A 25,016-nucleotide genomic window follows, 5' to 3' on the forward strand; every position below is an offset into this window, starting at 1 on the left:
TCAGACAATTTCCGCGTCATAACCCATGAAAAAATTCGGGTTTTGGGGTAGCAGCGGTATAGAATTAAGATGGTGCTGCTCATTTTGAACATCACTGGTGCTCGTTTTTGTTGTATCTTCGATCTGAAATGCAGCCTTTGCTTCAGCTAAATGGCTGGCTAATTCGCCCTTTAAGGTGTTCAATTCTGCCAAGGATAATTTGCGACGCAAATGACGGGCTGCCAAGAGTGCCGCATCACTAAACGCGTCCCAGATAGCCCGTTCTGGGTGCATATCAGCACCCAGTTCAGCAAGCCCCGCCAGGTCCCGTCTCATAAGGCTCACAGATCGCTTGAGACGGTCCATCTCTTCGATCACTTCTCGAGCGTCTCGCGCCAATTCACTAATCTCATCTAAGCGCGTGACCAGTGGTGTCAGATCAAACCCAAACGCCTGAGGAGCACCGCTATATCGCTTAACATAACGTTTCCCGTTTGGACTGTCGCGCCGCACAATCAAGCCGGTGTCGACCAAGACAGCGAGATGACGTCGCATGGTTGAGCAGGCCATTCCATTCAAGCGTTCGCAAATAGAAGCATTTGAGGGGAACACGGTCAACGGTTTACCATTGGCGTTAAGCTCTGTTTCAGGATGAAAGCTAAGCAGCGCTTGAAGAACATTCAACGCGCGATCACTCAGCCCAAATTTAACACGAGCACTCGTAAGTTTACGCAAGATTTCGTATTTGTTGACGCCTGTTTCAGGCATAGCTTTAGTGGTGCTGCGATGATGCTCTATCAGCTCAACACTCATGGATCGCCCAAAAGGCGTTATCGGAATATAGCTCATAAGAATTTCACTCGGGCAAAACTTCTTGGTCCCGCGAATCACTTTGGACTTGCGAATTTGTCTGCCAACCACTACCCTGAACTTGCTAGAATTAAGGGTCTCGTAGAGCGTCAGCTTTGCGGGACTTTTTCTTTTTTACCTCGTTCGTGCCTCCTGTCTGTTATTTTTACGGCTTGGTTATTCGGATGCTTCACTCTGCTTCCAGCGCGTGAATAGCTTTTGTAGGGTCTCAGGAGCGTTGGCCTCGACAAAGTCTGCAAAGCCCCCCTGCCCCGTCACTTCGAGCAAGATACCTTTGGGCGTTCTGCTGATCTTTCCGCTTGATTTATTGTCAAACTGAACAGTCTTTGATGCGCCTTTAGGCTTCGTCGCTTTGGCTTTTTTGCTGGGCAAAAGCCGCGCTTGAACGGCGTCAAAGGCTGCAACGGATGGATCGCGAATATCTTCGCTGCTGGTTGCGGAAAATACGTCAATCTGCGCCATTTCACGGGTGCGATGCGCGAGTTCCACAAGGTCATCTTGCGCAAGCAATGATGTTTCTAAGGATTTCGCCATCGCATCCCATCTAGGACGCCCAACGCTCTGCGCTGGACCGATTGCTTGGATCAACTCGACACCAATCGCGTCAACGATCGCAAGACCCATGGACACGGCGGATTTCGTGACCGTCAAAACCTCGGCAACGCGGGTTTGATTGCCAAAACCACTTTCGATCAACTCATGAGCAAAGAGCGCTTTCTCGATATAGCTCAGATCTCGTCGTGCCATGTTCTCGGAGATTTGCGCTTCGATTGCAGAGCTGTCATCCATGCTCGCAATCAAGGCGCGCACCTTGTGGACTTTGTCAGATGTTCGGATCGCTTCTAGCCGCCTGCGGCCATAAACAAGAAGGTACGTATCATCTTCAGATGAGTGTCTACGCAGCAGTATAGGGACCGTTTGTCCTGTCGCCTCAATGGATGCGCGCAAATCGCTCACGTCCTCATGAGAGAGGCGATCAGCCACCCGCGTGTCGATGATTTGAGCGGGATCAAGCTCCCAAACCTTGTGACCATCTACGGCATCGCGCGCGGCGCGCATGGGTCGGCTGGTTTTGATCATTGAGGACGGCGTTGGCGCTGCCCCAACCGTCAGATTATCGAGCATCGAGAGACGCTTTTTCTTTTTGTCAGTCATCGCGGCGCCCCCATGTTTTTTGGATCAATTCTTCGACCTCACCATTAAGCGCGTTCAGGCTTTCCAGTGCGCGATCATAGGTCGTGCGCGTGAATGCGCTGCGTTCAACTTCATAGAGAGTTTGCTTTGTTAGACCCGCATCCGAGATCGCTGTGGACTTGAGCATCGGCGCATTCAGCACCTTGTCGCCGTACATCGTGCGCAAGAAAGCAACGATGCGATTTTGTGGCGCATCTTGCGGTTCATAGCGCGTGAGAACGTAACGCATCCAGTCATGGGTCATATCCGCGCCGCTATCGGCAATTACATCCATCAGATCAGCGGTCATACGCAAAAATTGGCTCATCGACATGACGTCAAGCATCTCAGGATGGATCGTCACAAGGACGCCCGTCGCGGCAGAAAGGGCTGACATGGTGAGAAAGCCAAGCTGTGGGGGGCAGTCGATGATCACCACATCATAGACACTATCAACGGCTTTTAGTGCCTCTTTGACACGGAAGAAGAACAAGCCAGCAGCATTATTAGCAAGCGCACGCGGAGTGTCGTGCTCAAATTCCATCAGTTCAAGATTGCCAGGAATGAGGTCCAGATTGGGAATGTAGGTTTTGCGGATCACGTTTTGGATCGGCTCTGGGTCATCATAGCGGATCGCATCGTAAAGCGTGCCGCCATCGGGCAAATCGGTCTCAGGTTGAACGCCATGGAGCGCGGTGAACGACGCTTGCGGGTCAAGGTCGACACCAAGAACACGGTAACCTTGCAACGCAAGATACTGAGCGAGATGCGCAGAGGTGGTTGTTTTGCCAGAGCCACCTTTGAAGTTCATCACACCGATGATTTGCATGTGATCGCCATCGCGACGTCCCGGCAAGTAATCGCCCGGTTTGCGCGCTGTCTTTTCGAGAAGAACGCGCAAGTCTTGGACGTTTTGCGCTGAATAGAGTCTACGATTGCCCGCAGAGACCTCTGGTTCAGGGCCTTTGCCATCAAGGTGCAACTTGCGCAAATACGAGTCGTTAACGCCCAAGAAATTAGCGGCTTCACCAGAGGTGAATTTGCGCATTGTCTTGGATGCATTCGGGGGAAACAAGCTCTCGCGTTGTGCGTGCAACTGCGCTGCCAACCACTCGGAGTGTTGACGGATCACCGCATTGATGTCTTCTGGATCTTGTGTGCTCATTTTCTGCCCGCCGTATACCGTGTTCACGGTTTTTACCGTTAAACGGCTCTTTTCCGTGACTATTGGATGAGAACGGGGATTCGTGCAAGCATTTTCTAGATATAGTAGCGCCGCGGTGGCGCTACACAAGGTGCGTTAATCTTTGAACACCGCGAGGCCAAGCCATTCTGCGACGAGGGCAGGGGTCTCTTCCCCGTCGATTTCAATGGTTAACGTGTTGGTCCGAAGAAGGTCCGTGGCGCTACGTGCTTTGACGTCTACAAGGGTGAAGCGACCACGCAATTTTGAGCCTGCACGCACTGGCATCAAGAAGCGAAGTTTGTTCATGCCATAGTTAATGCCCATGACCTGACCGGTCATCAAAGAGAAGCAATCATAGGCGAAACGACTCGCGAGCGAGAGGGTCAAGAAGCCGTGCGCAATGGTGCCGCCGAAAGGTGTCTCAGCAGCGGCGCGTTCAGGATCAACGTGAATCCATTGCTCGTCATGGGTGGTTTTGGCGAAGGTATCGATCATTTCCTGATCAACAGTGATCCAATTCGAGACGCCGACTTCAGTACCGACCAGCGCTTGGCTTTGGGTGAAAGCAGTTTGCAGGGATGACATATTATGCGCTCCTTATGTAGGGTCAGCGGCGACGCGCACGAGGCGTTTGCCTTTGTTATCGCCGTTCAGAAGCCCGATGAGCGCTTTGGGCGCATTCTCAAGACCATCAACGATGTCCTCGATGACTTTGATCTGGCCAGTGCCGACCCAATGCTGCATCGCGCGGACACATTTGGCATCATTATGGGCAAAGTCCATGACGATGAAACCTTCCATTTTCAGACGCTTTACCACGATTACACCCGGCAAATTGCGCGGGCCTGTGGGGTTTTCAGTGTCGTACTGACTGATCGCACCACAGCAAATAACGCGGCCTTTTTCGTTCATCACGTTGAGGGAGGATTCGAGCACTTTGCCACCAACATTGTCGAAATAAATGTCCGCCCCATCGGGGCAAGCGACAGCGAGTGCGCGACTGAGACCGGCTTCGCGGTAATCGACACAAGCATCGAAGCCCAGTTCATCGACGACCCATTTGCATTTATCTGGGCCGCCCGCGATTCCGACGACGCGACAGCCAAGAGCTTTGGCGATTTGACCGACATATCCACCGACGGAACCAGCGGCGGCAGAGACCAGAACGGTTTCGCCAGCCATAGGATTGCCGATGGACATCAACCCGTGAAACGCGGTTTTGCCAGCGATTCCGTAAACGGACATGAGGTGGGACAGCGTGGCTACTTTGGGCATTGGCTGGACTTTGCGCGCTTTGGCGGTGACGTATTCGGACCATGTTGCTTCTGCCGCTACAATGTCGCCATTGCTCAGGTGCGTTCCGTTGGCGTCGATCACTTCGCAAATTGCGTATGTGGGCATCGGATCACCCGCTTGGACTGCGGCGCGGTAGGTGGCACCTTTCATCCAAGAGCGATTGGCGGCGTCGATGGACATTAGAATGACGCGGAGAAGGACTTCGCCCTTTTTAGGCTCTGGTTTTGCAGTTTCGCCTAGTGTGAAATGTTCAGGGCCGAGGGTGCCTGTGGGAAGTTCTGCAATCGTGATCTGGCGGTTTTGCATTTTGTATGTCCTACTGTGAATAATCGAAAAGGGAATTGTGATGAACGAAGCGCGCCAACATCGGTTTTCGCCACCTAAGGGTGCTGCGGATTTGCTCTTGATCCGGCATGGAGAAACGCAAGCGGCCGTGCGCGGCGAGAGTTTTCCGCTGGTCGAAGGGCAGGGCGATCCCGCGCTGCATCCTGATGGAGAAGTGCAAGCGATTGCTGTGGGGCATCGGTTGAAGGCAGAGCCTATTAACGCGATTTACGTCACGACCATGCAGCGCACGCATCAGACGGCAGCACCCTTGGCGGAGCGCTTGGGGATTGCGCCACGCGTGGAACGAGACCTGCGCGAGGTGTTTTTGGGTGATTGGGACGGGGGCGAATATCGCTTTCGTGTGATGGACAGAGATCCGGCATTTATCCGCGCCAAGGAGCAACAGGAATGGGGTGAAGTGCCCGGTGCGGAAACCACTGCGCAACTGCAAGCGCGGGTCAAGGCGGGGCTGATGCGCATCGCGCGGGCCCATGCGGATGAATTGGTCGCGGTTGTTGTGCATGGCGGGGTCATTGGCGCTGCGCTGGCGGTGGCGACAGGATCGCCGCCTTTCGCGTTTCATGGGGCTGAAAACGGATCTATCAGCCGCCTTGTTATCCATGGCGAGCAAATGATCCTGCGCGGGTTTAATGACGTGTCGCATTTGTCTGTCTAGGGCCCCGCTCAAGGCATTGTTATGACGACTTTGCCGAGTACTTTGCGATCCTGCAAAAGCTGCAAAGCTTCGCCTGCGTTTTCTAGCGCGTAGCTTGCAGAGATGCGCGGCTTGACTTTGCCTTCACTATAAAGACGGAACAGATCACCCATGTTTTCAGCATGGTTTTGCGGTTCTCTTAGAGTGTGCGCGCCCCAGAAAACACCGACGATCTGACAGCCTTTAAGCAAAGTTAAGTTAAGCGGAATTTTTGGAATGCCAGCGGGGAAGCCGACGACTAAATAACGGCCCTTCCAAGCGAGCGAACGCACGGCAGGTTCGGCATAATCGCCACCAACAGCATCGTAAATAACATCAACACCGTCGCGCCCAGAGAGGGCTTTGATCTGATTGGAAAACTCTTTTTGCGCAGCGCGATCGCTCATCTCGCGCGTGTAGATCAGCGTTTCATCAGCACCTGCATCGCGGCAGAATTGTGCCTTTTCTTCTGATGACACGGCAGCGATCACCTTTGCGCCAGCGGCTTTCGCCAACTCGACCGCAGCAATGCCCACGCCGCCAGCAGCGCCAAGGATCAGTACGGATTCGCCCGCCTTCAGTTCAGCGCGATCTTTGAGCGCATGATGCGATGTGCCGTAGGTGAGCACGAAACAAGCGGCCTCATCATAGGGCATGTTGTCGGGAATTTTCACAGCGCGCTCGGCATCGAGAACCAGTTCTGTTGCGAAGCCGCCAAAGCCGCTCATCCCCAAAACGCGGTCGCCTATGTGAAGGTGTTTGACGTCTTCACCCACTGCCTCAACCACGCCTGCGACTTCACCACCGGGGGCAAAGGGGCGGGGCGGTTTCATTTGGTAGAGATCGCGTATGATCAAAGTGTCGGGAAAGTTAACGCCCGCCGCGTGCACACGAATGCGCACCTGCTTTTTGCCCGGTTCAGGCGTTGGCATATCGGTGAGTTGCAAAATTTCAGGTCCGCCGACCTCTGTGCTGAGCATGGCTTTCATAGTTAATTCCCCCAAAGCGCTAAGTTGATCAAAAGAGAGACGTGGCGTCGTATCTTGTCAATCGCAATTCGCCTCGCCATTCTGCATAGCGGAACGGATGTCCGCATTTTGACGTGACGTCTTTAGGGGAGGAAATTAAGCATGACGGTGAACCCTTTGGATGCGTTTCGCGCGGAGCTGCGCGATTGGTTGGCACAAAATTGCCCCGAAGAAATGCGCGACGGTTTGATGACCGAAGAGAGCATTTGCTGGGGTGGCAAGGATTGGGTGTTTACGTCTGATGCGCAGCGCGTCTGGCTCGAGCGATGTGCCGCAAAGGGCTACACTGTGCCGACCTGGCCTGTGGCGTATGGCGGCGCTGGATTGAGCCGTGATCAGGAAAAGATTTTCCACGAAGAGATGGGTCGCCTTGATGCGCGCTCGCCTTTGCAGAGCTTTGGTATTTGGATGCTTGGGCCCGCGCTTTTGCACTTTGGAACTCATGAGCAAAAGCTGCAATATTTGCCCCCAGTTGCGCGCGGCGAAGTGCGTTGGTGTCAGGGCTATTCCGAGCCCGGTGCAGGGTCTGACTTGGCGAATGTGCAGACCCATGGCGAGGACAAAGGCGATCATTGGCTGGTGAATGGTCAAAAGATTTGGACCTCTTACGCGGACAAAGCCGACTGGATTTTTGCACTCGTGCGCACGGATCGCGAGGCACCCAAACACAAGTGTATTTCGTTCCTTTTGCTCGATATGAAAGGTGGTGGCGTCGAGACGCGGCCGATCAAAATGATCAGCGGTGTATCCCCGTTTTGTGAGACGTTTTTTACGGACGCGAAGATCCCGAAAGAGCAAATCGTTGGCGAGGTTAACCGTGGCTGGGACGTTGCGAAATATTTGTTAACGCATGAGCGTGAGATGATTTCTGGCGGCGGTGCTGGGTTGTCTGGGGGCGGTCGTGCGTTGGGCGCTGTGATCAAGGATACGATGGATGAAATGGATGCGACTTTGCGCGCGGATGCGATGCGCTGTGAAGTGAATTCGCTGGCAATTGGGTTAACGCTGGAGCGGTATAAGGACCAAGCCGAAGCAGGGCAGGGTGCTGGAGATGCTTCTGCGATGCTCAAATACATGGGCACGGAATTGAACAAACAGCGGCACGAATTAATGATGAATGCGGGTGGCTCTGACGCGCTCGAATGGGACGGACCTGTGGGCAATCGCGCCGGTGATTGGCTGCGCACGAAGGCCAATTCGATTGAAGGTGGCACGAGCGAGGTGATGCTGAGCATCGTATCGCGGCGTGTCCTTGGGCTTCCGGGGTGAGCGGTATGGCAAAGCTGGTGATGAACGAAGAAGAGACGATGCTCGCCGATATGGCGCGCGGCTTTTTGGATGATGCTTGCCCTGTGAGCAAGCTGCGCGAAATGCGTGATGCTGGGGTGACCTCTGACGCGGCGACTTGGAAAGAGATGGCTGATTTGGGTTGGGCTGGCGTGTTGGTTCCCGAGGAAGCGGGCGGTTCCGATATGGGGTTCGCAGCGGCGAATGTGATCGCGCATGAGATGGGTAAGACGCTGGCGGTTTCGCCGTTTATCTCTAGCGCTGTGATTGCCGCGACGGCGTTAAGACAGGTTAACGATGCGCGTGCATTGGGGGCTCTGGCGAAGATTGCTTCGGGCGATGTGACCTATGCGTTGGCCGTCGATGAAGGGATAAAGTTTGATCCTGAGGGCGTTCAGATGGAGGCAAAAGCAGACGGCAATGGTTTTCGATTGAACGGCAAAAAGCAGTTTGTAGTGGATGGCGCTAGTGCGGATCGATTGCTGGTTCTGGCGCGCACCGCTGATGGATTAACCTTGTTTGATATTCCGGCGGACCGTGTTGGCGTTAACTGTGATGCGTCGAACATGATCGACGCACGAGACGCTGCAAGGATTACGTTTGAAGATGTGGAAGCGACGGGCGAAGATGTGCTGGGCGCGGTGGACAATGCCATGGATATTTTGAAGCCAGCCATCAACGCAGGACAAGCGGCGCTGGCGGCTGAAATGACGGGGCTTTCGGTGGGCGCGTTTACCATGACTGTCGACTATCTTAAGGAACGTAAACAGTTCGGCGTCGAGATTGGACGCTTCCAAGCTCTGCAACATCGCGCGGCACATCTTTGGTGCGAGATCGAAGTGACCTCTAGCGCGATCCTCAATGCAGGGCGCAAATTGGATGAGGATTCGAGTGTTGCTGAAACAGCGGTGTCCCTCGCCAAAGCGCGTGCGACGCAGACGGCAATATTGGCGGTGCAAGAAGGTGTGCAGATGCACGGAGGCATCGGAATGACCGACGCCTTTGATATGGGGTTTTACATGAAACGCGCGCGCGTTTCGGCGGAATGGCTTGGGGATTACAGCTATCACGCCGAAAAAATCGCAGCAGAAAGAGGGTTTTAAGATGGATATTCAAACACTGTTCGGCTTGGACGGCAAAGTGGCTTTGGTTACAGGTGGGGCGACTGGAATTGGCCGCATGGCGGCGGAAAGCTTGGTGCGTGCAGGAGCGACTGTGTTGCTTGCATCGCGCAAAGGCGAGGCATGCGAAGCCGTTGCGGCAGAGTTAAACGCGCTCGGGGCGAGCGGAAAAGCGATTGGGTTTGCGGGCGATGTTGGCACGGAAGAAGGCGTTGATGCGCTGGTCGCGGCGGTTAAAGACCGCACTGAAACGCTCGACATTTTGATGAACAATGCGGGCATCACTTGGGGCGCGCCGATGGGGCAATTCCCGTTCAAGGCCTGGGACAAAGTAATGAATGTTAACGTCGCGGGTCTGTTTGACTTGACGCAAAAATTGTTGCCCATGCTGAAAGCGTCGGGAACTGTGGATGACCCTGCGCGCGTTGTTAACGTGGGTTCCGTCATGGGTGAACGCGAGATGGGCGATGGCGCATATAGCTACTCGGCCTCCAAAGCGGCGGTGATTCATTTGAGCAAGATTTTGGCCAAAGAACTCGCTGGCGACGCAATCACGGTTAACGCGCTCGCGCCGGGGCCGTTTGTGTCGCGCATGACAGCGTTTGCGACGCATGACGAGGAAATGCGCAGCAAGGTTGGCGATGATGTGCCCCTCAAACGCGTGGGTCGCGACGAGGATATCGCGGGTTGTATGTTGTTCCTGTGTGGTCGCGGTGGCGCGTATATTACGGGCGCGGTTGTGCCCGTTTCAGGGGGCATCAATGTGATGTCTGGGCCAAACATTTTTGAACAGGCGCTTCACTAATGAGCGAGATTAGATTTGATGGCCGCGTGGCGATTGTCACGGGGGCTGGCGTTGGTCTAGGTCGCTCGCATGCGCTTGGACTTGCGGCACGTGGGGCTAAAGTCGTGGTTAACGATCTGGGCGTTTCGCGGGATGGAACAGGATCGACTTCTGCTGCGTCTGAAGCGGTGGTTGCAGAAATCAAAGCTATGGGCGGCGAAGCGATTGCGCATGGCTGTGACGTTTCCGACGAGGACGGCGTTAACCATATGATCGCTCAGACGATGGACGCTTGGGGGCGCATCGATATTTGCGTGAACAACGCGGGCATCTTGATGGACAAGACCTTTGCCAAGATGGAAATGTCGGCTTTTCGCAAGGTTGTTGACGTGCATCTTATCGGCTCTGCCAATGTGGCACATGCGTGTTGGCCGATCATGCGTGAACAACAATACGGACGGGTGGTTTTCACTGCCTCTTCGTCGGGTCTTTACGGCAATTTTGGTCAGGCCAATTACGGTGCTGCAAAGGCGGCAATGATGGGTTTGATGAATGTGCTCCATATGGAAGGTGCGCGCGATAATATTCGCGTAAATACTCTCGCGCCGACGGCTGTGACGCGGATGACGGAAGAATTGTTCCCGCCAGAGGCGGCCGAAATGCTTGCGCCGGAGACGATCTCCCCTGGTCTGCTTTATCTCGTTTCCGAGGATGCGCCGAGCCAAGTGATCATGGGTGCGGGTGGCGGAAGTTTTGCTCAAACCAGGGTCTACGAGACGCAAGGCATCACGCTGACGGGTGTTGAAAATACGCCTGAAGAAGTGGCCGCGAAATTTGATCAGATCACCGACCCAACAGACCAACAAGAGATGGCTGACGCGTTCAGTCAGACCAAGAAATATGCCCTCAGTGCAGCAAAGGCGCGTGGCCTGAAACTGGATTGGTAACCTTTACTAATTAAGGAAGATTAATATGCGCGATGCAGTTATCGTATCCACCGCACGCACGCCGATTGGCAAAGCCTATCGCGGTGCTTTCAACAACACGACGCCTCAGGAATTGGCGGGTCACGCGATTGAACACGCCGTTGCGCGCGCAGGGATTGATCCCGCTCGCGTGCAAGATGTGATCCTTGGCGCGGCTTTGCAACAGGGCCATTCCGGTGGCAACATTGCACGCCAAGCTGCGGTGCGCGCAGGCCTGCCTGTGAGTGTCGCGGGCATGTCGCTGGACCGTCAGTGTGCATCGGGAATGATGGCAATTGCGACGGCTGCGAAACAGGTTGTGATGGACGGTATGGACGTGGCCATAGGTGGCGGTGTCGAGAGCATTTCTATGGTTCAAACCAAAGAGATGCGCGTCGCGGCCGACCCTTGGCTCATGGCGAATAAGTCCGACATTTACATGTCTATGTTGGAGACGGCCGAGACAGTTGCAGAGCGCTATAATGTGAGGCGCGATGTGCAGGACGAATATGCTGCGCGCTCGCAAGCGTTGACCCATGCGGCGCAAGAAGCAGGGCGTTTTGATGCGGAGATTGTACCGCTGAAATCGACGATGCTGGTGCAGGATCGAGAGACGAAAGAGATCTCCGAGCACGAGGTGACGCTGGCAAAGGATGAGGGCAATCGCCCGAGCACTTCGGTTGAGAGCCTTGGCGGTTTGAACCCCGTTTTCAAAGATGGGATGCGCATTAAAGAAGGTAAATATATCACCGCTGGAAACGCTTCGCAGTTAAGCGATGGTGCCTCTGCTTGTGTTATTATGGAAAGTAAGGCGGCGGAGAAAGCAGGGCTTGAACCACTTGGTCGCTACATTGGTGTGATGGCCGCTGGGTGCGAGCCGGATGAGATGGGAATCGGTCCGATTTACGCGGTTCCGCCGCTGCTCAAAGCGCATGGTTTAACTATGGACGACATTGGTCTTTGGGAACTCAATGAGGCGTTCGCCGTGCAGGTGCTTTATTCGCGTGATCAGCTTGGGATTCCTGACGAGCTGCTTAATGTTGACGGCGGTGCGATCTCGATCGGGCATCCCTATGGGATGTCTGGCGCGCGCATGGTGGGTCATGCGCTGATCGAAGGAAAACGGCGTGGCGCGAAATATGTCGTCTGCACGATGTGCGTTGGTGGAGGCATGGGCGCGGCCGGATTGTTTGAAGTTCTATGAGCCGCGATGACACGCATCTGCCAAAGGCGTTGCAAGGGCTGCGCATTCCGCTGATTGCGTCGCCCTTGTTCATTATTTCGGTGCCAAAACTGGTGATCGCACAGTGCAAAGCGGGGATCGTTGGCTCGTTTCCTGCATTGAATGCGCGAGAGGGTGAGGGGGAGCATCCGCTGCTCGACACTTGGTTAACGCAGATTAAGGAAGAGCTGGATCGTCACAATCAGGCGAACCCAGATCGCCCTGCGGCGCCTTTTGCGATTAACCAAATTGTGCATCGCTCGAACGCGCGTTTGGATCGGGATCTAGAGATCTGTGTGAAGCATGAAGTGCCGATCTGGATCACCTCGCTAGGTGCGCGGATCGAGGTTAATGAAGCGGCGCATTCCTGTGGAGGTGTCGTCTTGCATGACATCATTAATAATCGGTTTGCCAAGAAGGCGATTGATAAGGGTGCGGATGGATTGGTGGCTGTCGCTGCAGGTGCTGGTGGGCATGCGGGGCAGCAATCGCCGCTCGCGTTGATCCAAGAAATTCGTGAATGGTTCGATGGGCCATTGGCGCTGTCTGGCGCGATTGCGAGTGGGGAAAGCTTGCTAGCTGCGCGCGCGATGGGGGCCGATTTCGGCTACACAGGCTCTGCGTTTATCGCCACGGATGAAGCGAATGCGGATCAGGGCTACAAGGATATGATCGTCGAATCTGGTGCGGAGGATATTGTTTACTCTTCGCTCTTTACCGGGGTTTGGGGAAACTATTTGCGTGGTTCGGTCGAGAATGCAGGGATGGATCCTGATAACTTGCCGCAAGCGGATGCGTCATCGATGGATTTTGGGACGGATCGTGAAAAGCCCAAAGCGTGGAAGACGATTTGGGGCTCGGGGCAGGGCGTTGGGGCTGTGAAATCCGTTGGGTCTGCTGGCTCTATTGTGGATCGCATGGAGCGTGAATATCTCGCGGCCGGCAAAAAATTGGCGGCTGAATTTGGCTGAACTCTTGGTCATACGTCACGGCCAAGCGTCGTTCGGGCAGGACAATTATGACGTTCTGTCCGAGCTTGGGCATCGTCAGGCAGAGGCTGTGGGTGCGCTGTTAAGAGAGATTAACTGGGTGCCGGATCGGTTGGTCACGGGGACGCTAAAGCGGCAACGCGATACGTTGTCGTCGATGGGGTTTTCAAAAGGCGAAGAGCATAGTGGCTTTAATGAATATGATTTTGGCGATCTGCTGAACGCGCGGTTCAAAGGGGATATTCCTGACCTTGTTAGTGGTGATCGCCGTGCGCATTTTCGCACCCTCAGAGAGACGGTTTTTGAGTGGCAAGATGCAGCGTTTGAAGGTGCATCTGAGACCTACAAAGCGTTTTGTGAACGCGTCGAAGCGGCGCAAAAATTTGCGACGGATACGGATGCCAAACGTGTGCTTGTGATCTCTTCAGGGGGCGTCATCGGACAAATGACCTCTGTCGCGCTTGGGGCAGATAAGCGGCATATGATGAACCTGAATTTGCAAATCAAGAACACGGCGATGACGCGGTTTATGTTCTCTGGGCCGTCGTTTTCTTTGCACGAATTCAACGCCACACCGCATTTTATGAGCCAAGCAAGGTCAGAGCTGTTAAGCTATAGTTAAACGATTGGGACCAATATGAGCGCAGATACACAAACATTGGACGAGGCGGCGGTTCGCGGCTATCTGAGCCAAAACCTCGAAGGATTTGAAGGTCCTATGGAGGTGACGAAGTTTCAAACTGGTCAATCCAACCCGACATTTATGCTTAAGACGCCCGCGCATAACTATGTGCTGCGTCGCAAACCTCCGGGGATTTTGCTGAAATCTGCCCATGCTGTGGACCGTGAATTTCGCGTACAAAAGGCACTTGAGGGATCGGATGTTCCCGTCTCCAAAATGCATTTGCTTTGCGAAGATGACAGCGTGATCGGGTCAATGTTCTACATTATGGATCACGTGCCCGGGCGCAACTTTAATGAACCTGCGATGGAGGGGGTTAGCCCTGAGGATCGTGGCGGGATTATTGATGAGATGGGTCGCGTTTTGGCGGCCCTGCATGAGGTGGATATCAAGGCTGTTGGCCTTGCAGATTATGGACCCGACGGGAACTATTTTGAACGCCAAGTCGGGCGTTGGTCCAAGCAATATCGTGCGTCAGAGACACAGACGATTCCGGCGATGGATGAGCTGATGATCGGGCTTGATGAGCAGCGCCCAGAGGATGACGGGCAACGCACTCTGGTTCATGGGGACTACCGGCTCGATAACATGATTTTCGATGCAACTGGGACGCAATGTCGTGCGATTTTGGATTGGGAACTTTCCACCATTGGCCACCCGTTTGCGGATCTTGCGGGTGTGATTATGCAGTGGCAACTTCCTGCAGGAACAGAAGGGCGCGGCATGGGTGGTTTGGATCGCACAGCGCTTGGGCTACCAACAGATCAAGCGTTTATTGAAGCGTATTGCAAACGGCGCAATCTCGCTGGGATCGACAACTTCGGCTATTACTTAGGCTTTTGTTTCTTCCGCATGGCGGGGATTATTCAGGGCGTTTTGAAACGGGGTCTGGACGGCAACGCGTCCAACCCTGAACGGGCTTTGAAACTGGGTGAATTCGTTCCTGTGTTCGCGCAACATGGTCTTAACGCGTTGAAGCGGGGCTAAGACATGGCGGATGATTTGCGCGACGATGAAGCAACAAAGGATCGTAATTTTGTTACCGCTTTGGCGCGTGGATTGGAACTGTTGAGTTGCTTTCGTGACGGTGAAGTAACGCTGACGAATTCGGATTTTTCTGACCGCACTGGCCTGCCAAAGGCGACGATTTCGCGCCTCACTTACACCTTGTGCGAACTTGGATATTTGATTGCCGATCTGCGCACGGGCACTTATCGGCTAGGTGCAGCGGCGCTTAATTTAGGTTTTAGCGTGCTGTCTGGCATCGATATTCAGGACCTTGCGCAAAAGGAAATGGCGCAGCTGCGCGACGGGCCTAATTCATACATCACCGTTGCTTTGGGCGAGGTGTATCAGCTCGAAGTCGTCTATGTGGCGACCAGCAATTCGCTTGAGGGCGTGGCATTGGTCGCGCGTATCGGGTCGCGTTTGCCTTTGTTTCCATCTGCGATTGGACAGTCCATTTTGGTCGGCATGCGCGATGACGCGCGCGAGGCGGTCTTTGAATACGCAGGACGCCAAGGTGCTGAAATCGAAGCCGAAGGGCGCAAGCGGCATGCCGAGGCGAAGTCGATTTATGAAAGCAAAGGCTTTTGCACAGGCTATGGGATTTGGCGCAAAGATGTGAACGGCATCGCGGCGCCTGTGTTTTCGATGAGCGGTGATCGTGTCTATGGTCTCAACCTTGGTGGGCCATCTTTTCGCGTGAAGCCAAAACAGCTTGAAAGCGTGTACGCGCCGCGTTTGATCAAGGCCGCGAATGCGCTCAGCATGCACCCACACCGCTGAGTCTCGCGGAGAGGTGTTTCGCACAGCGGAACAACTCTGGTTTTTCATAAAAATGTGACGCTACGAAACTCTTTGGAATTGGCGTGTAGAGATAAAAATCCCGATGCTTTCGAGCGTTGGTTTCGAGTTTCTCAAAGCACTCTCATTTTTGCAAATAATTCAATTAAAACAATGAATAAGGCGAATTTTTGTACAGCCAAAAATGCGTGCGTCCCTGCACCAAAGCTATGGTTTCGCGCCTAAGATGTATCACGACGCCGAAAACCACCCTGTCTACAACCTTGACTTTAATCAGAGGTATGCAAGTCTTTCCCTACAGATAATGACCCCGAATGAAATGAACTGGGGCACCATCTTATCCTTGGGAGGAATTAATGAAAAATTTTACGAAAATGTGCGCGGTCTCCGCGCTGTCTCTGGCGATTGGCGCTTCTGCGGCCTTTGCTGAGAACATCAAGATCGCCTTTATCGATCCGCTTTCTGGCCCATTCGCAAGCACTGGTACAAACGGCTTGCACCAGTTTGAATTTGCCGCTGACCACATGGTTAACGAGCAAGGCGGCGTCCTTGGCGGGACCGAATTCGAGATCGTCGCATTTGACAACAAGATCAGCCCGAAAGAGAGCTTGATCCAGCTGCAGGTCGCGATTGACCAAGGCATCCGCTATATCGCTCAGGGTAACTCATCCGGCGTTGCGAACGCGCTGACTGAGGCCATCGACAAGCACAACCGTCGTAACCCTGACAGCCGTGTTCTGTTCCTGAACTACGCGGCGGTTGATCCGGCTTTGACGAACGACAAATGTAACTTCTGGCACTTCCGTTTTGACGCAAACGCGGACATCAAGATGGATGCTTTGACGGATGTTATGGCAGCGGATGAAGCCCTTAAGAAGGTTTACATCATCGGTCAGGACTACTCATTTGGTAAGGCTGTTGCAGCTGCGGCTGTCTCAAATCTGTCAACGAAGCGTTCGGATGTAGAGATCGTCGGCAATGAGCTTCACCCGATCGGTAAAGTGAAAGACTTCACGCCTTACTCGCGCAAGATCATCGCCTCTGGTGCAGATGCGGTTATCACGGGTAACTGGGGTGCTGACATGGTTGGTCTCGGCAAGTCCTTGATCGAGAGCGGCTACAACGGCCCGATCTATACGTACTACGCTGCGGGTTCCGGCATCACGGCAGCGCTTGGTGAAAGCGCGAAAGGTCGTATTCGTTTGATCGCACAGGGTGACATTAACCCTATCGGTTCCGACGAAGCACGCGCAGCCTACAATGCGTTTGAAGCCAAGCATCCAGATGGCAACATCGACCAGTCGCGTATCTTTAACGTGATCGGCATGTTGGCCCAAGCGATCGAAGGCGCAGGTACAGCGGATGACGTTGTTGCGGTTGCGAAACAGCTTGAAGGCATGGAGTACGATTCCATGTGGGGCGGTAAGCTCTTCATGCGTCCACAGGATCACCAGATCATTCAGAACATGAATGTTGGCGTTCACACGGATGAGAACATCGAGTTTGATTATGACAACTCCGGCTTTGGTGTTTTGACAGAGTCAACGGTTGAGATGGCGTCCATGGACAGCCCGACAACCTGCGAAATGAAGCGCCCATAAGCGGCAGTTTCACCGCCCGCCCTGCGACACGTGCGGGGCGGGCATTTGCGACCTAATCTCTGATTTACCCTTTGGGGGGACCGATGGAACTCATCCTCGTCAACATAATCGACGGGCTGGTGACTGGATTGCTGCTCTTTATGCTCTCCGCCGGCCTTACGCTTATCTTCTCTATGATGGGCGTTTTGAACTTCGCTCATGCCAGCTTTTACATGCTGGGCGCTTATTTTGCCTATCAGATCAGCATCGCGCTGGGGTTCTGGATGGGACTTCTGATTGCGCCGATCATTGTCGGTGTTTTGGGCGCCGGAGTTGAAAGATACGGATTAAGACGGGTCCATCAATATGGCCATGTGCCAGAGCTGATTTTTACGTTCGGTTTGGCGCTTTTGATCGAAGAATTGGTGCAGTTCATTTGGGGCAAAAACCAGATGCCTTACAACGTCCCTGACGTTTTGAATTTCACTGCCTTCTCCATCGCTGGAAATTCGATCCCTGCGTTCAAGATTTTCATGATCTTCATCTCTATCGCGATTTTCATCGGGCTGCTTTACATCTTGACGCGTACACGGGTTGGCATGATCATTCAAGCCGCTCTCAGCTATCCGCGCACCGTCGAGGCGTTAGGGCACAATGTGCCGCTGATCTTTATGGGCGTGTTTGGTGTTGGGACTGCGCTTGCGGGTGTCGCTGGTGTCATTGCTGGTCCGGTGCTTGGTACCTTCCCGGGTATGGCCTTTGTGCTGGGATCTATCGTGTTTGTAACGATTGTGATTGGTGGCCTTGGCTCGCTTTGGGGCGCTTTGGTGGCGTCGCTGTTGATCGGTTGGATCACCACATTTGCCAAGTCATATAACCTCGCGATGTCTGATGTGCTGAATGCAATTGGAATTGCGACGCCAGAAAACCTGAGCGAGCATTGGTTGCGCGATCTTTGGACCGTTACCAGCCCACAAATCGCGGATATTCTCCCCTATATTCTGATGGTCTTGATTTTGATTTTCCGCCCTGCGGGCCTGTTTGGAAAGCGTCACTCATGAGCGATCAACTGACAACCGACCCGAGTAAGCCAGCGCAGCGGATGCGCGCAGGCTCAATGACGTTAACCTTAATGCCTTGGATCGTTGCGGCGATTGCTCTGATCTTGATGCCGTTCATCTTTACGTCGAATTCGGCGTTAACAATCATGAACCAGATGTGGATCACGGTGATCTTTGCGCTGGCCTACAACATGCTGTTGGGACAAGGCGGCATGCTCTCGTTTGGCCACGCGGTCTACGCAGGTGTTGGCGGTTTCGCGTGTATGCACATCATGAACATGTCCGACCTTTTCGCCAGTTTCCCACTGCCGGTTCTGCCAATCTTTGGTGGCTTGTTCGGCATGGGCCTTGCGATGATCGTCGGTGCCTTCTCTACACGCAACGCTGGCACGGTTTTTGCGATGATTTCTCTCGGGGTAGGTGAGCTTATCGCTGCCTGCTCTGTTATTATCGTTGCATTTTTCGGCGGCGAAGAAGGTATTTCAGGCGACCGTACTTACGCGATGCCCTTCTTTGGCAATGAGTTTCTGCAGCAGATCGACGTTTATTATCTGACCTCTTTCTGGGTAATTTTGGCCGCGGCGTTGATGTATCTGTGGTCACGCACACCCGTCGGTCGCATGGCAAATGCGGTGCGTGACAACCCAGAGCGCGCCGAATTTCTTGGCTATTCTGCCCGCTGGGTGCGCTTTTATAGCTTTGTCGCGTCAGGCTTTTTCGCGGGAATCGCAGGGGGTCTCTTTGCGATCAACTATGAGATCCTGACAGAGGAAAACCTTAACACAGCCTCTAGTGGTGTGATCCTATTGGTCACTTTCTTGGGGGGTGTCGGCTTCTTCTTTGGCCCGATCATTGGCGCGATTGTGTTTACCTTGGTGCAAACCGTTCTCAGCTTACAGACAGAGCTATGGGCCTTCTACGCTGGCTCGCTTTTCGTTGCCACGGTGATGTTCTTTCCGGGTGGTTTGGCGGGTTTGTTGATGATGCATGTGCCTGTGTTCAAGCTTGGCAATGCCAAGCAGTTGATACAGCCCTACTTCAAGACCTTGCTGCCCGCTGCGATAGGGATCTTGGGCGTTTGCGCGCTGGTGGAAATGACGTTCCACTACCGACACGCTTCGATTGGCGATGATGAAATGACGCTGTTTTGGACGACGTTCGACAGCCACACATTGCTCCCATGGGTCATCGCTGGATTGGTCGCGTTTGTCGGGATCAGCATCGCAAAGCGCAATGCGCCTGACTTGAAAGAGGCGTGGGATAGCGCCAACACAGCGGGAGACGCATCATGAGCGCAGCTGCATTAGAACTCAGGGGTTTGAAGAAGAGCTTTGGCAAAGCAGAGATTATTCGCGGCATTGATCTGTCCATTGGCAAGTCCGAGCGTCACGCGATCATCGGGCCTAATGGCGCGGGTAAATCGACGCTGTTCAACCTGATTACTGCGCGCTTCATGCCGACGGCGGGCACTGTGAAATTGCACGGCCAAGACCTGCGCGGATTGCAGCCCTACCAGATCAATCGCATGGGCTTGTCGCGCTCTTTCCAGATCACCAATATTTTCCCTGCGATGTCGGTTTTCGAAAATGTGCGCTGCGCTTTGCTATGGTCTCAAGGGTATAAATATTCGTTCTGGAACTTGGTTAATAATTCCAGACGATTGACCGAGGGCGCCGACGCTATCCTCGATCAAATTAACCTTCTTGAGCGCCGAAATCTGCCTGCGGGCACACTCAGCTACGCAGAACAACGCGCGTTAGAAATCGGCATCACGATCGCTGGTGGTGCAGACGTGATCATGCTCGATGAGCCAACTGCGGGCATGAGCCATTCCGAGACCGACTATATCACCGACCTGATTATGAAGGTCACTGAGGGCAAAACATTGATCATGGTAGAGCATGACATGGGCGTCGTCTTTGGTCTTGCGGATCAGATTTCCGTGCTGGTGTATGGTGAGATTATCGCGACAGGAAAACCCGAAGATGTGCGCGGTGATCCTAAAGTGCAAGAAGCCTATCTGGGCGCAGCCTTGGAGGCAGAACATTGATCGAAGTCACTGACATGCACGCCTATTATGGTAAATCCCACATCTTGCAGGGCGTTACCTTGAACGTGCAAGAGGGCGAAATCGTCGCTCTGCTCGGGCGCAATGGTGTGGGGCGTTCCACGACCTGCAAGGCGATCATGGGCGAAGTAGAACCGAAAGGGTCGGTCAAGTTCCGAGGTACCGAAATCGCTGGGCGCAAGGCCTACGAAATCGCTAATATGGGCATCGGATATGTGCCAGAAAACCGCGATATTTTTCCCGGTTTGACCACGCGACAGAACCTGAATCTAGGTTTGAAGCCCGGTCAAAAAGACGGGGCAGGGCGTTGGTCGATGCAAATGATGTTCGATATGTTCGAAAATCTAGATCGTCGCGCAGATGTGGAAGCCTCTGTTCTCTCCGGCGGTGAACAGCAGATGTTAACCATGTGTAGAACGCTGATGGGCGACCCTGATTTCGTTATGATCGATGAACCGACCGAAGGGCTTTCGCCGCAAATGGTTCAGAAGGTTGCCGAGGTTCTCAAAGAGATCGCCGCGCGCGGAATTTCGACGCTGTTGGTGGAACAAAAGCTCTCGATCGCGATGGACATTGCACACCGCGTTTACGTGATGGGCCATGGACAAGTCGTGTTTGAAGGCACCCCTGCAGAGTTGAAAGAGCGCGAAGATGTGCGCAAGGAATGGCTTGAGGTTTAAGCGATGGCGCAGTTTGACGAGGCCCGCCTTTCACGGATCAAAGGCTGGATGCAAAGCTATGTGGACACACGCCGATATGCTGGCTGCTCTGCGCTGATTGCCCAAGACGGTGCCGAGGCATTCTATCATGAGTGCGGTCTGCGCGATGTCGAGAATGGCACCCCTTGGAGCCGCGATACAGTGGCGCGCATCTACTCGATGACCAAGCCGATCACATCTGTCGCGATAATGATCTTGGTCGAGCGCGGCTTGGTGCATCTGGATGCGCCACTCTCTGATTTTATCCCCGAGTTTGCCGATGCACGGTGTCTGCGTGAGGGGGCAACGGACATCACACAGACCGAACCCTGCGATGTGCCAACACTGCATCAATTGCTCACGCACACCTCTGGTATCAGCTATTCGTTCAACCCCGGACTGGTGCCCCAAGCAATGGGCGAAGACAGGCTCGATTTCTGGCCCGGTTCTCGGACCTTGGAACAAGTTGCGGCAGCTTTGTCCGAACTTCCGCTGGTCTTCAAACCAGGCACGCGGTGGGAATATTCTGTCGGAATTGATCTGATTGGACGCGTGATCGAAGTGATCACAGGCAAGTCGCTGGAAGCCTTCTTTATCGAAGAAATCTTTGATCCGCTTGGCATGAATGAGACGCGGTTTAGCATTCCTAACGGCACAGAAGATCGCTTTGCATCGATGTACACGCCGCTATCTGGCAACTCGTTTGATCTCAATTCTGCGCAGAAAAGTACCGAGACCTTGAACCTTGCCGACAGTTTGGCAAAGACCCCCTTCAAAGCCTCCAAAATGCACTCTGGTGGTGGCGGTCTGCTTGGGACAATCGACGATTATCTCAAGTTTACCGAAATGCTGCGCTGTGGTGGCAAAGGGGTGCTGTCGCCGCACACGATTAACTTTATGATGCGCAATCATCTGAGCGGCGATATCGCGTCGATGGGGCCATCAAGTTTTGCGGAACAACCCATGCATGGCATGGGATTTGGCATTGGTGGCGCGGTGATTTTGGATCCTGCGCGCGCAGGTGTGCCGGGCTCTGTGGGGGATTTCTCATGGGGTGGCATGGCCTCCACCTTCTTCTGGATTAATCCGGTTCATCAGCTCTCCGCGATCTTTTTCACGCAACTCTCGCCAAGCAGTTCCTACCCCTCACGCGCGCAAATGAAAGCCCTAGTGCACGGAGCCTTGATGTGAGCGCCAAGGTTCTTTGGACCCCGACAAAAGAACGCTATGACGCGTCCACAATGGCGTTATTCGAGCGGTTTGTGAGCGACACACGCGGCCTTGATTTTGAGGATTACAACGCGATGTGGCGTTGGAGCATCGATGACCTAGACGGCTTTTGGCGCGCTATTTGGGACTTTTTCGAGATCCCTGCGCACACGCCGCCAGAACAGATGATGGTCAAGCGTCAAATGCCCGATATGGAATGGGGCAAGGGCGCGCGGCTGAACTATACTGACAACATCCTGAAACATGCAGACGCGCGTCCCAATGACTGTGCTTTGATTGTGCAATCAGAGACATTCGGGCGCTCTGAAATGACTTGGGCAGAGCTGCGGGATCAAGTGGCGAGTGTCGCTATGAACCTGCGAAAAATGGGTGTTGAGCAAGGGGACCGCGTCGTTGCAATCCTGCCCAATACAGAAGTGGCGCTCGTTGCCTTTCTTGCCACTGCGAGTCTCGGTGCGGTCTGGTCACTTTGCGCGCCTGATATGGGGCATGTTGCGATCTTGGATCGCTTCCAGCAAATCGCACCGAAAGTGCTGATCGCGCAAGACGGCTATATGCATGCGGGTAAACAAGTGGATCGCCGCGAGGTACTTGCCGAGATCAATGCAGGTTTGCCAAGTGTCGCTGCCTTTGTGACATTGCCTGTGATTGGGCCGCTCCCTGAAGGGCACATCGCATGGGATCAAATCACCCAAAACAAAGCCACTTACGCCGCCACACACGTTCCTTTCGAGCATCCCCTCTGGATCGTCTATTCCTCTGGCACCACGGGCAACCCAAAGCCCATCGTACACGGTCATGGCGGCATTCTACTTGAGGGCAGCAAACAATCCCTGCATCAAGACATCTCTGCCAAGGATCGCTTTTGCTGGCTGACGTCGTCGGGTTGGATCATGTGGAATGGCCAATGGATGGCACTGGCCCAAGGCGCGACAGTAGCGCTGTTTGACGGCGCCGCGAACTATCCTGACATGGGGGTTGTGTGGCGCTTCGTCTCGGATGAACGTTTAAGCTATTTCGGGGCAGGGGCTGCGTTTTTCAGCACATGCATGAAAGCAGGCGTCACGCCGCGCGCGGACGTTGATCTGGGCGCTTTGCGCTCGCTCGGCGCGACAGGGTCGCCGCTCTCTGGTGACACATATGATTGGATTTACCGCGATGTGAAAGCGGATCAATGGCTCGCGCCAATCTCTGGTGGCACTGATCTTGCTGGCGCCTTTGTCGTCGGACATCCGGGCATGCCCGTGCGCGCGGGAGAGATGCAATGCCGCGCCCTTGGCAATGCTGTGCGCGCGTTTGATGAGGGCGGACATGAGCTGATTGGCGAAGTGGGTGAGTTGGTCTGCACAGAGCCACTGCCCTCTATGCCGCTCTACTTTTGGGGCGACGACGATGGCACGCGTTTGTTCGACAGTTACTTCGCTGATTACGAGGGTGTTTGGCGTCACGGCGATTGGATCGCGATTGATGAAACCGGCGCGTCGGTGATTTATGGCCGCTCGGACGCGACGATCAATCGCAAGGGCCTCCGCCTTGGCAGCGCCGAGATTTATCAAGCGGTTGAGGGGCTCGACACAGTGCTCGATTCACTCGTGATTGATCTTGAGTTTTTGGGACGCGACAGCTTCATGCCGCTCTTTGTTGTGCCTGCTGCTGGCGTGCCTTTTGACGATGCGCTGAAAGAGCAGATTAACCAAGCGATCCGCGCGCAAGTCTCTGCGCGATTTACCCCGAACGAGATTGTTGAGATCAAAGAGGTGCCCCGCACGCTCTCTGGCAAAAAGCTTGAAGTTCCTGTGAAAAAGCTGTTGCTTGGCGGCGACCCTCAAAGCGTGGTGAACCGTGATAGCATGGCCAATCCCGACAGCTTTGACACCTTTATCGCCTACGCAAACGCACGGGCCAAAACCTGAGGTTTCCTCATGACCCCTGCTGATGAACTGCTGCACCTCCTGGATATTGAGCAACTAGAGGTCGATCTGTTTCGCGGCGTTGGCGGGGGCGGCGAGACGACAACGCGCATCTTTGGCGGGCATGTGATCGCACAGGCGCTCATGGCTGCGTATCGCACTGTGCCGGATCGTTTGTGCCACTCGCTACATGCGTACTTCATCCGCCCCGGTGATCCGAAAATTCCTGTGATCTACCAAGTGGACCGCGCGCGTGATGGTGGCAGTTTCACCACCCGCCGCGTCGTTGCGATCCAGCATGGCAAACAGATTTTCAACATGTCCGCGTCCTTTCATATTGATGAAAGCGGGTGGGAGTATCAGCACGCGAAACCCGATGTTGGCGCCCCTGAGGATTGGCCGAACCGTGATGAGCTGCGCGCGACCGTTGTCGATCAGATCCCCGAAAAGTACCACGCTGATTTCTTGCGCAAACGCCCTATCGAGCTGCGCGAAGTCGCCCCGCGCGACTTCTTCACGCCAGAGAAAACCAGTGACAGCAACCAGCTTTGGTTTCGCATGGAAGCCGCCAAAGGGCAGGGGCCGCAAATGCAACATTGCCTGCTGGCTTATGCGTCTGACATGAACCTACTCGGCTCTTCCCTGCGCCCCCATGGGCTGACGTGGTTTCAGGGCAAAGTGATGACCGCCAGCCTCGATCACGCCATGTGGTTCCACACGCCTATCGATTTCTCTGCGTGGCATTTGTATGATCTTGACGCCCCTTGGACAGGCGGCGCGCGCGGGTTCAATCGCGGTGCAATTTATTCGCATTCTGGCGAACTCGTGGCGAGTGTTGCGCAAGAAGGATTGATGCGGCCACTAACCGAAAAGTAAGTGAGCACGAGAGCCGAGTCATTCGACGCAAAGGCGATTAAGCTTGGTGTGGTTAGGTCTGGATATCGTGTAACGGGCGTAATGTGATGTAAAAATAGGTTGAAACGGCGGACATGCCTAAGGTCTGCTGTGATGAAGGTTTTTCGATGCGGGCCAGTGCGCGAGGTTTCGGCGAGGGACTGAC

24 protein-coding genes are annotated in these 25,016 nt (G+C 54.2%); 18 read left to right on the plus strand and 6 right to left on the minus strand.

Annotated elements, in window-relative coordinates; genetic code table 11:
• The 5 genes from repC to PFRI_RS14975 form a co-directional block, all read right to left on the minus strand.
• A complete protein-coding gene (repC, locus tag PFRI_RS14955) occupies window positions 1-828 on the minus strand; it encodes a plasmid replication protein RepC (RefSeq protein WP_072631505.1) in 828 nt (275 codons plus the stop codon).
• 177 nt (window positions 829-1,005) lie between these two features.
• Complete coding sequence (repB, locus tag PFRI_RS14960) at window positions 1,006-2,004, minus strand: plasmid partitioning protein RepB (RefSeq protein WP_072631506.1); 999 nt, start codon at window positions 2,002-2,004, stop codon at window positions 1,006-1,008.
• A complete protein-coding gene (gene repA / locus PFRI_RS14965) occupies window positions 1,997-3,187 on the minus strand; it encodes a plasmid partitioning protein RepA (RefSeq protein ID WP_072631527.1) in 1,191 nt (396 codons plus the stop codon). The genes repB and repA overlap by 8 nt, the downstream gene beginning before the upstream one ends.
• Before the next feature lie 135 nt (window positions 3,188-3,322).
• On the minus strand, window positions 3,323-3,793 hold the full coding sequence (locus tag PFRI_RS14970; RefSeq protein ID WP_072631507.1) for a MaoC family dehydratase: 471 nt from the start codon (window positions 3,791-3,793) through the stop codon (window positions 3,323-3,325).
• 12 nt (window positions 3,794-3,805) lie between these two features.
• Window positions 3,806-4,810: an NADP-dependent oxidoreductase gene (locus tag PFRI_RS14975; RefSeq protein ID WP_072631508.1), complete on the minus strand. Its 1,005-nt coding sequence runs from the start codon at window positions 4,808-4,810 to the stop codon at window positions 3,806-3,808.
• 40 nt (window positions 4,811-4,850) lie between these two features.
• On the opposite strand from PFRI_RS14975, the gene PFRI_RS14980 reads away from it, so the two are divergent.
• Entirely contained in the window at window positions 4,851-5,507 is a 657-nt protein-coding gene (locus PFRI_RS14980) for a histidine phosphatase family protein (protein ID WP_072631509.1), read from the plus strand.
• An 8-nt stretch (window positions 5,508-5,515) separates the two neighbouring features.
• Here PFRI_RS14980 and PFRI_RS14985 read toward each other — a convergent pair whose 3' ends face one another.
• Window positions 5,516-6,514 (minus strand): NADPH:quinone oxidoreductase family protein, encoded by a 999-nt coding sequence (locus tag PFRI_RS14985; RefSeq protein ID WP_072631510.1) that lies wholly within the window; start codon window positions 6,512-6,514, stop codon window positions 5,516-5,518.
• Window positions 6,515-6,655: 141 nt separating this feature from the next.
• Here PFRI_RS14985 and PFRI_RS14990 point away from each other — a divergent pair, with 141 nt between their 5' ends.
• The 17 genes from PFRI_RS14990 to PFRI_RS15070 all read left to right on the plus strand — a co-directional run bounded on the left by PFRI_RS14990 (window position 6,656) and on the right by PFRI_RS15070 (window position 24,832).
• Window positions 6,656-7,822: an acyl-CoA dehydrogenase family protein gene (locus PFRI_RS14990; RefSeq protein WP_072631511.1), complete on the plus strand. Its 1,167-nt coding sequence runs from the start codon at window positions 6,656-6,658 to the stop codon at window positions 7,820-7,822.
• A 5-nt stretch (window positions 7,823-7,827) separates the two neighbouring features.
• Entirely contained in the window at window positions 7,828-8,943 is a 1,116-nt protein-coding gene (locus PFRI_RS14995; protein WP_175549263.1) for an acyl-CoA dehydrogenase family protein, read from the plus strand.
• 1 nt (window position 8,944) lies between these two features.
• The gene (locus PFRI_RS15000; protein ID WP_072631512.1) at window positions 8,945-9,766 is read left to right on the plus strand and encodes an SDR family NAD(P)-dependent oxidoreductase; all 822 of its coding nucleotides are present in this window, start codon (window positions 8,945-8,947) and stop codon (window positions 9,764-9,766) included.
• The gene (locus tag PFRI_RS15005; protein WP_072631513.1) at window positions 9,766-10,692 is read left to right on the plus strand and encodes an SDR family NAD(P)-dependent oxidoreductase; all 927 of its coding nucleotides are present in this window, start codon (window positions 9,766-9,768) and stop codon (window positions 10,690-10,692) included. Before PFRI_RS15000 ends, PFRI_RS15005 begins: the two co-directional genes overlap by 1 nt.
• 25 nt (window positions 10,693-10,717) lie before the next feature.
• Window positions 10,718-11,914, plus strand: coding sequence for an acetyl-CoA C-acyltransferase (locus tag PFRI_RS15010; protein ID WP_072631514.1), 1,197 nt, complete (start codon window positions 10,718-10,720; stop codon window positions 11,912-11,914).
• Entirely contained in the window at window positions 11,911-12,903 is a 993-nt protein-coding gene (locus PFRI_RS15015; RefSeq protein ID WP_072631515.1) for an NAD(P)H-dependent flavin oxidoreductase, read from the plus strand. Before PFRI_RS15010 ends, PFRI_RS15015 begins: the two co-directional genes overlap by 4 nt.
• Window positions 12,896-13,543 carry a histidine phosphatase family protein gene (locus PFRI_RS15020; RefSeq protein ID WP_072631516.1) on the plus strand — a complete coding sequence of 216 codons (648 nt, stop codon included), beginning with the start codon at window positions 12,896-12,898 and terminating at the stop codon, window positions 13,541-13,543. Before PFRI_RS15015 ends, PFRI_RS15020 begins: the two co-directional genes overlap by 8 nt.
• Window positions 13,544-13,558: 15 nt before the next feature.
• On the plus strand, window positions 13,559-14,590 hold the full coding sequence (locus tag PFRI_RS15025) for a phosphotransferase family protein (RefSeq protein ID WP_072631517.1): 1,032 nt from the start codon (window positions 13,559-13,561) through the stop codon (window positions 14,588-14,590).
• Window positions 14,591-14,593: 3 nt separating this feature from the next.
• Window positions 14,594-15,391 (plus strand): IclR family transcriptional regulator, encoded by a 798-nt coding sequence (locus tag PFRI_RS15030; RefSeq protein WP_072631518.1) that lies wholly within the window; start codon window positions 14,594-14,596, stop codon window positions 15,389-15,391.
• 374 nt (window positions 15,392-15,765) lie between these two features.
• Window positions 15,766-17,010, plus strand: a complete 1,245-nt coding sequence (locus PFRI_RS15035) for a branched-chain amino acid ABC transporter substrate-binding protein (protein ID WP_072631519.1) — start codon at window positions 15,766-15,768, stop codon at window positions 17,008-17,010.
• 83 nt (window positions 17,011-17,093) lie between these two features.
• A complete protein-coding gene (locus PFRI_RS15040) occupies window positions 17,094-18,050 on the plus strand; it encodes a branched-chain amino acid ABC transporter permease (RefSeq protein WP_072631520.1) in 957 nt (318 codons plus the stop codon).
• Window positions 18,047-19,342, plus strand: a complete 1,296-nt coding sequence (locus PFRI_RS15045; RefSeq protein ID WP_072631521.1) for a branched-chain amino acid ABC transporter permease — start codon at window positions 18,047-18,049, stop codon at window positions 19,340-19,342. Before PFRI_RS15040 ends, PFRI_RS15045 begins: the two co-directional genes overlap by 4 nt.
• Window positions 19,339-20,100 (plus strand): ABC transporter ATP-binding protein, encoded by a 762-nt coding sequence (locus PFRI_RS15050; protein WP_072631522.1) that lies wholly within the window; start codon window positions 19,339-19,341, stop codon window positions 20,098-20,100. The genes PFRI_RS15045 and PFRI_RS15050 overlap by 4 nt, the downstream gene beginning before the upstream one ends.
• 14 nt (window positions 20,101-20,114) lie before the next feature.
• The gene (locus tag PFRI_RS15055; protein ID WP_084649719.1) at window positions 20,115-20,798 is read left to right on the plus strand and encodes an ABC transporter ATP-binding protein; all 684 of its coding nucleotides are present in this window, start codon (window positions 20,115-20,117) and stop codon (window positions 20,796-20,798) included.
• 3 nt (window positions 20,799-20,801) lie between these two features.
• Window positions 20,802-22,007 carry a serine hydrolase domain-containing protein gene (locus tag PFRI_RS15060; protein WP_072631524.1) on the plus strand — a complete coding sequence of 402 codons (1,206 nt, stop codon included), beginning with the start codon at window positions 20,802-20,804 and terminating at the stop codon, window positions 22,005-22,007.
• On the plus strand, window positions 22,004-23,959 hold the full coding sequence (locus tag PFRI_RS15065; RefSeq protein ID WP_072631525.1) for an acetoacetate--CoA ligase: 1,956 nt from the start codon (window positions 22,004-22,006) through the stop codon (window positions 23,957-23,959). The genes PFRI_RS15060 and PFRI_RS15065 overlap by 4 nt, the downstream gene beginning before the upstream one ends.
• 9 nt (window positions 23,960-23,968) lie before the next feature.
• Window positions 23,969-24,832 (plus strand): acyl-CoA thioesterase, encoded by an 864-nt coding sequence (locus PFRI_RS15070; RefSeq protein ID WP_072631526.1) that lies wholly within the window; start codon window positions 23,969-23,971, stop codon window positions 24,830-24,832.
• Window positions 24,833-25,016: the final 184 nt, after the last annotated feature.

This window comes from Planktotalea frisia (genome assembly GCF_001890925.1).
GTDB lineage: Bacteria > Pseudomonadota > Alphaproteobacteria > Rhodobacterales > Rhodobacteraceae > Planktotalea > Planktotalea frisia.

What these genes read in the sequence shown, in the direction of transcription:
- repC (WP_072631505.1), bottom strand. Translation starts at nt 828, where the DNA reads ATGAGCTATATTCCGATAACGCCTTTTGGGCGATCCATGAGTGTTGAG.
- repB (WP_072631506.1), bottom strand. Translation starts at nt 2,004, where the DNA reads ATGACTGACAAAAAGAAAAAGCGTCTCTCGATGCTCGATAATCTGACG.
- repA (WP_072631527.1), bottom strand. Translation starts at nt 3,187, where the DNA reads ATGAGCACACAAGATCCAGAAGACATCAATGCGGTGATCCGTCAACAC.
- PFRI_RS14970 (WP_072631507.1), bottom strand. Translation starts at nt 3,793, where the DNA reads ATGTCATCCCTGCAAACTGCTTTCACCCAAAGCCAAGCGCTGGTCGGT.
- PFRI_RS14975 (WP_072631508.1), bottom strand. Translation starts at nt 4,810, where the DNA reads ATGCAAAACCGCCAGATCACGATTGCAGAACTTCCCACAGGCACCCTC.
- PFRI_RS14980 (WP_072631509.1), top strand. Translation starts at nt 4,851, where the DNA reads ATGAACGAAGCGCGCCAACATCGGTTTTCGCCACCTAAGGGTGCTGCG.
- PFRI_RS14985 (WP_072631510.1), bottom strand. Translation starts at nt 6,514, where the DNA reads ATGAAAGCCATGCTCAGCACAGAGGTCGGCGGACCTGAAATTTTGCAA.
- PFRI_RS14990 (WP_072631511.1), top strand. Translation starts at nt 6,656, where the DNA reads ATGACGGTGAACCCTTTGGATGCGTTTCGCGCGGAGCTGCGCGATTGG.
- PFRI_RS14995 (WP_175549263.1), top strand. Translation starts at nt 7,828, where the DNA reads ATGGCAAAGCTGGTGATGAACGAAGAAGAGACGATGCTCGCCGATATG.
- PFRI_RS15000 (WP_072631512.1), top strand. Translation starts at nt 8,945, where the DNA reads ATGGATATTCAAACACTGTTCGGCTTGGACGGCAAAGTGGCTTTGGTT.
- PFRI_RS15005 (WP_072631513.1), top strand. Translation starts at nt 9,766, where the DNA reads ATGAGCGAGATTAGATTTGATGGCCGCGTGGCGATTGTCACGGGGGCT.
- PFRI_RS15010 (WP_072631514.1), top strand. Translation starts at nt 10,718, where the DNA reads ATGCGCGATGCAGTTATCGTATCCACCGCACGCACGCCGATTGGCAAA.
- PFRI_RS15015 (WP_072631515.1), top strand. Translation starts at nt 11,911, where the DNA reads ATGAGCCGCGATGACACGCATCTGCCAAAGGCGTTGCAAGGGCTGCGC.
- PFRI_RS15025 (WP_072631517.1), top strand. Translation starts at nt 13,559, where the DNA reads ATGAGCGCAGATACACAAACATTGGACGAGGCGGCGGTTCGCGGCTAT.
- PFRI_RS15030 (WP_072631518.1), top strand. Translation starts at nt 14,594, where the DNA reads ATGGCGGATGATTTGCGCGACGATGAAGCAACAAAGGATCGTAATTTT.
- PFRI_RS15035 (WP_072631519.1), top strand. Translation starts at nt 15,766, where the DNA reads ATGAAAAATTTTACGAAAATGTGCGCGGTCTCCGCGCTGTCTCTGGCG.
- PFRI_RS15040 (WP_072631520.1), top strand. Translation starts at nt 17,094, where the DNA reads ATGGAACTCATCCTCGTCAACATAATCGACGGGCTGGTGACTGGATTG.
- PFRI_RS15045 (WP_072631521.1), top strand. Translation starts at nt 18,047, where the DNA reads ATGAGCGATCAACTGACAACCGACCCGAGTAAGCCAGCGCAGCGGATG.
- PFRI_RS15050 (WP_072631522.1), top strand. Translation starts at nt 19,339, where the DNA reads ATGAGCGCAGCTGCATTAGAACTCAGGGGTTTGAAGAAGAGCTTTGGC.
- PFRI_RS15055 (WP_084649719.1), top strand. Translation starts at nt 20,115, where the DNA reads ATGCACGCCTATTATGGTAAATCCCACATCTTGCAGGGCGTTACCTTG.
- PFRI_RS15060 (WP_072631524.1), top strand. Translation starts at nt 20,802, where the DNA reads ATGGCGCAGTTTGACGAGGCCCGCCTTTCACGGATCAAAGGCTGGATG.
- PFRI_RS15070 (WP_072631526.1), top strand. Translation starts at nt 23,969, where the DNA reads ATGACCCCTGCTGATGAACTGCTGCACCTCCTGGATATTGAGCAACTA.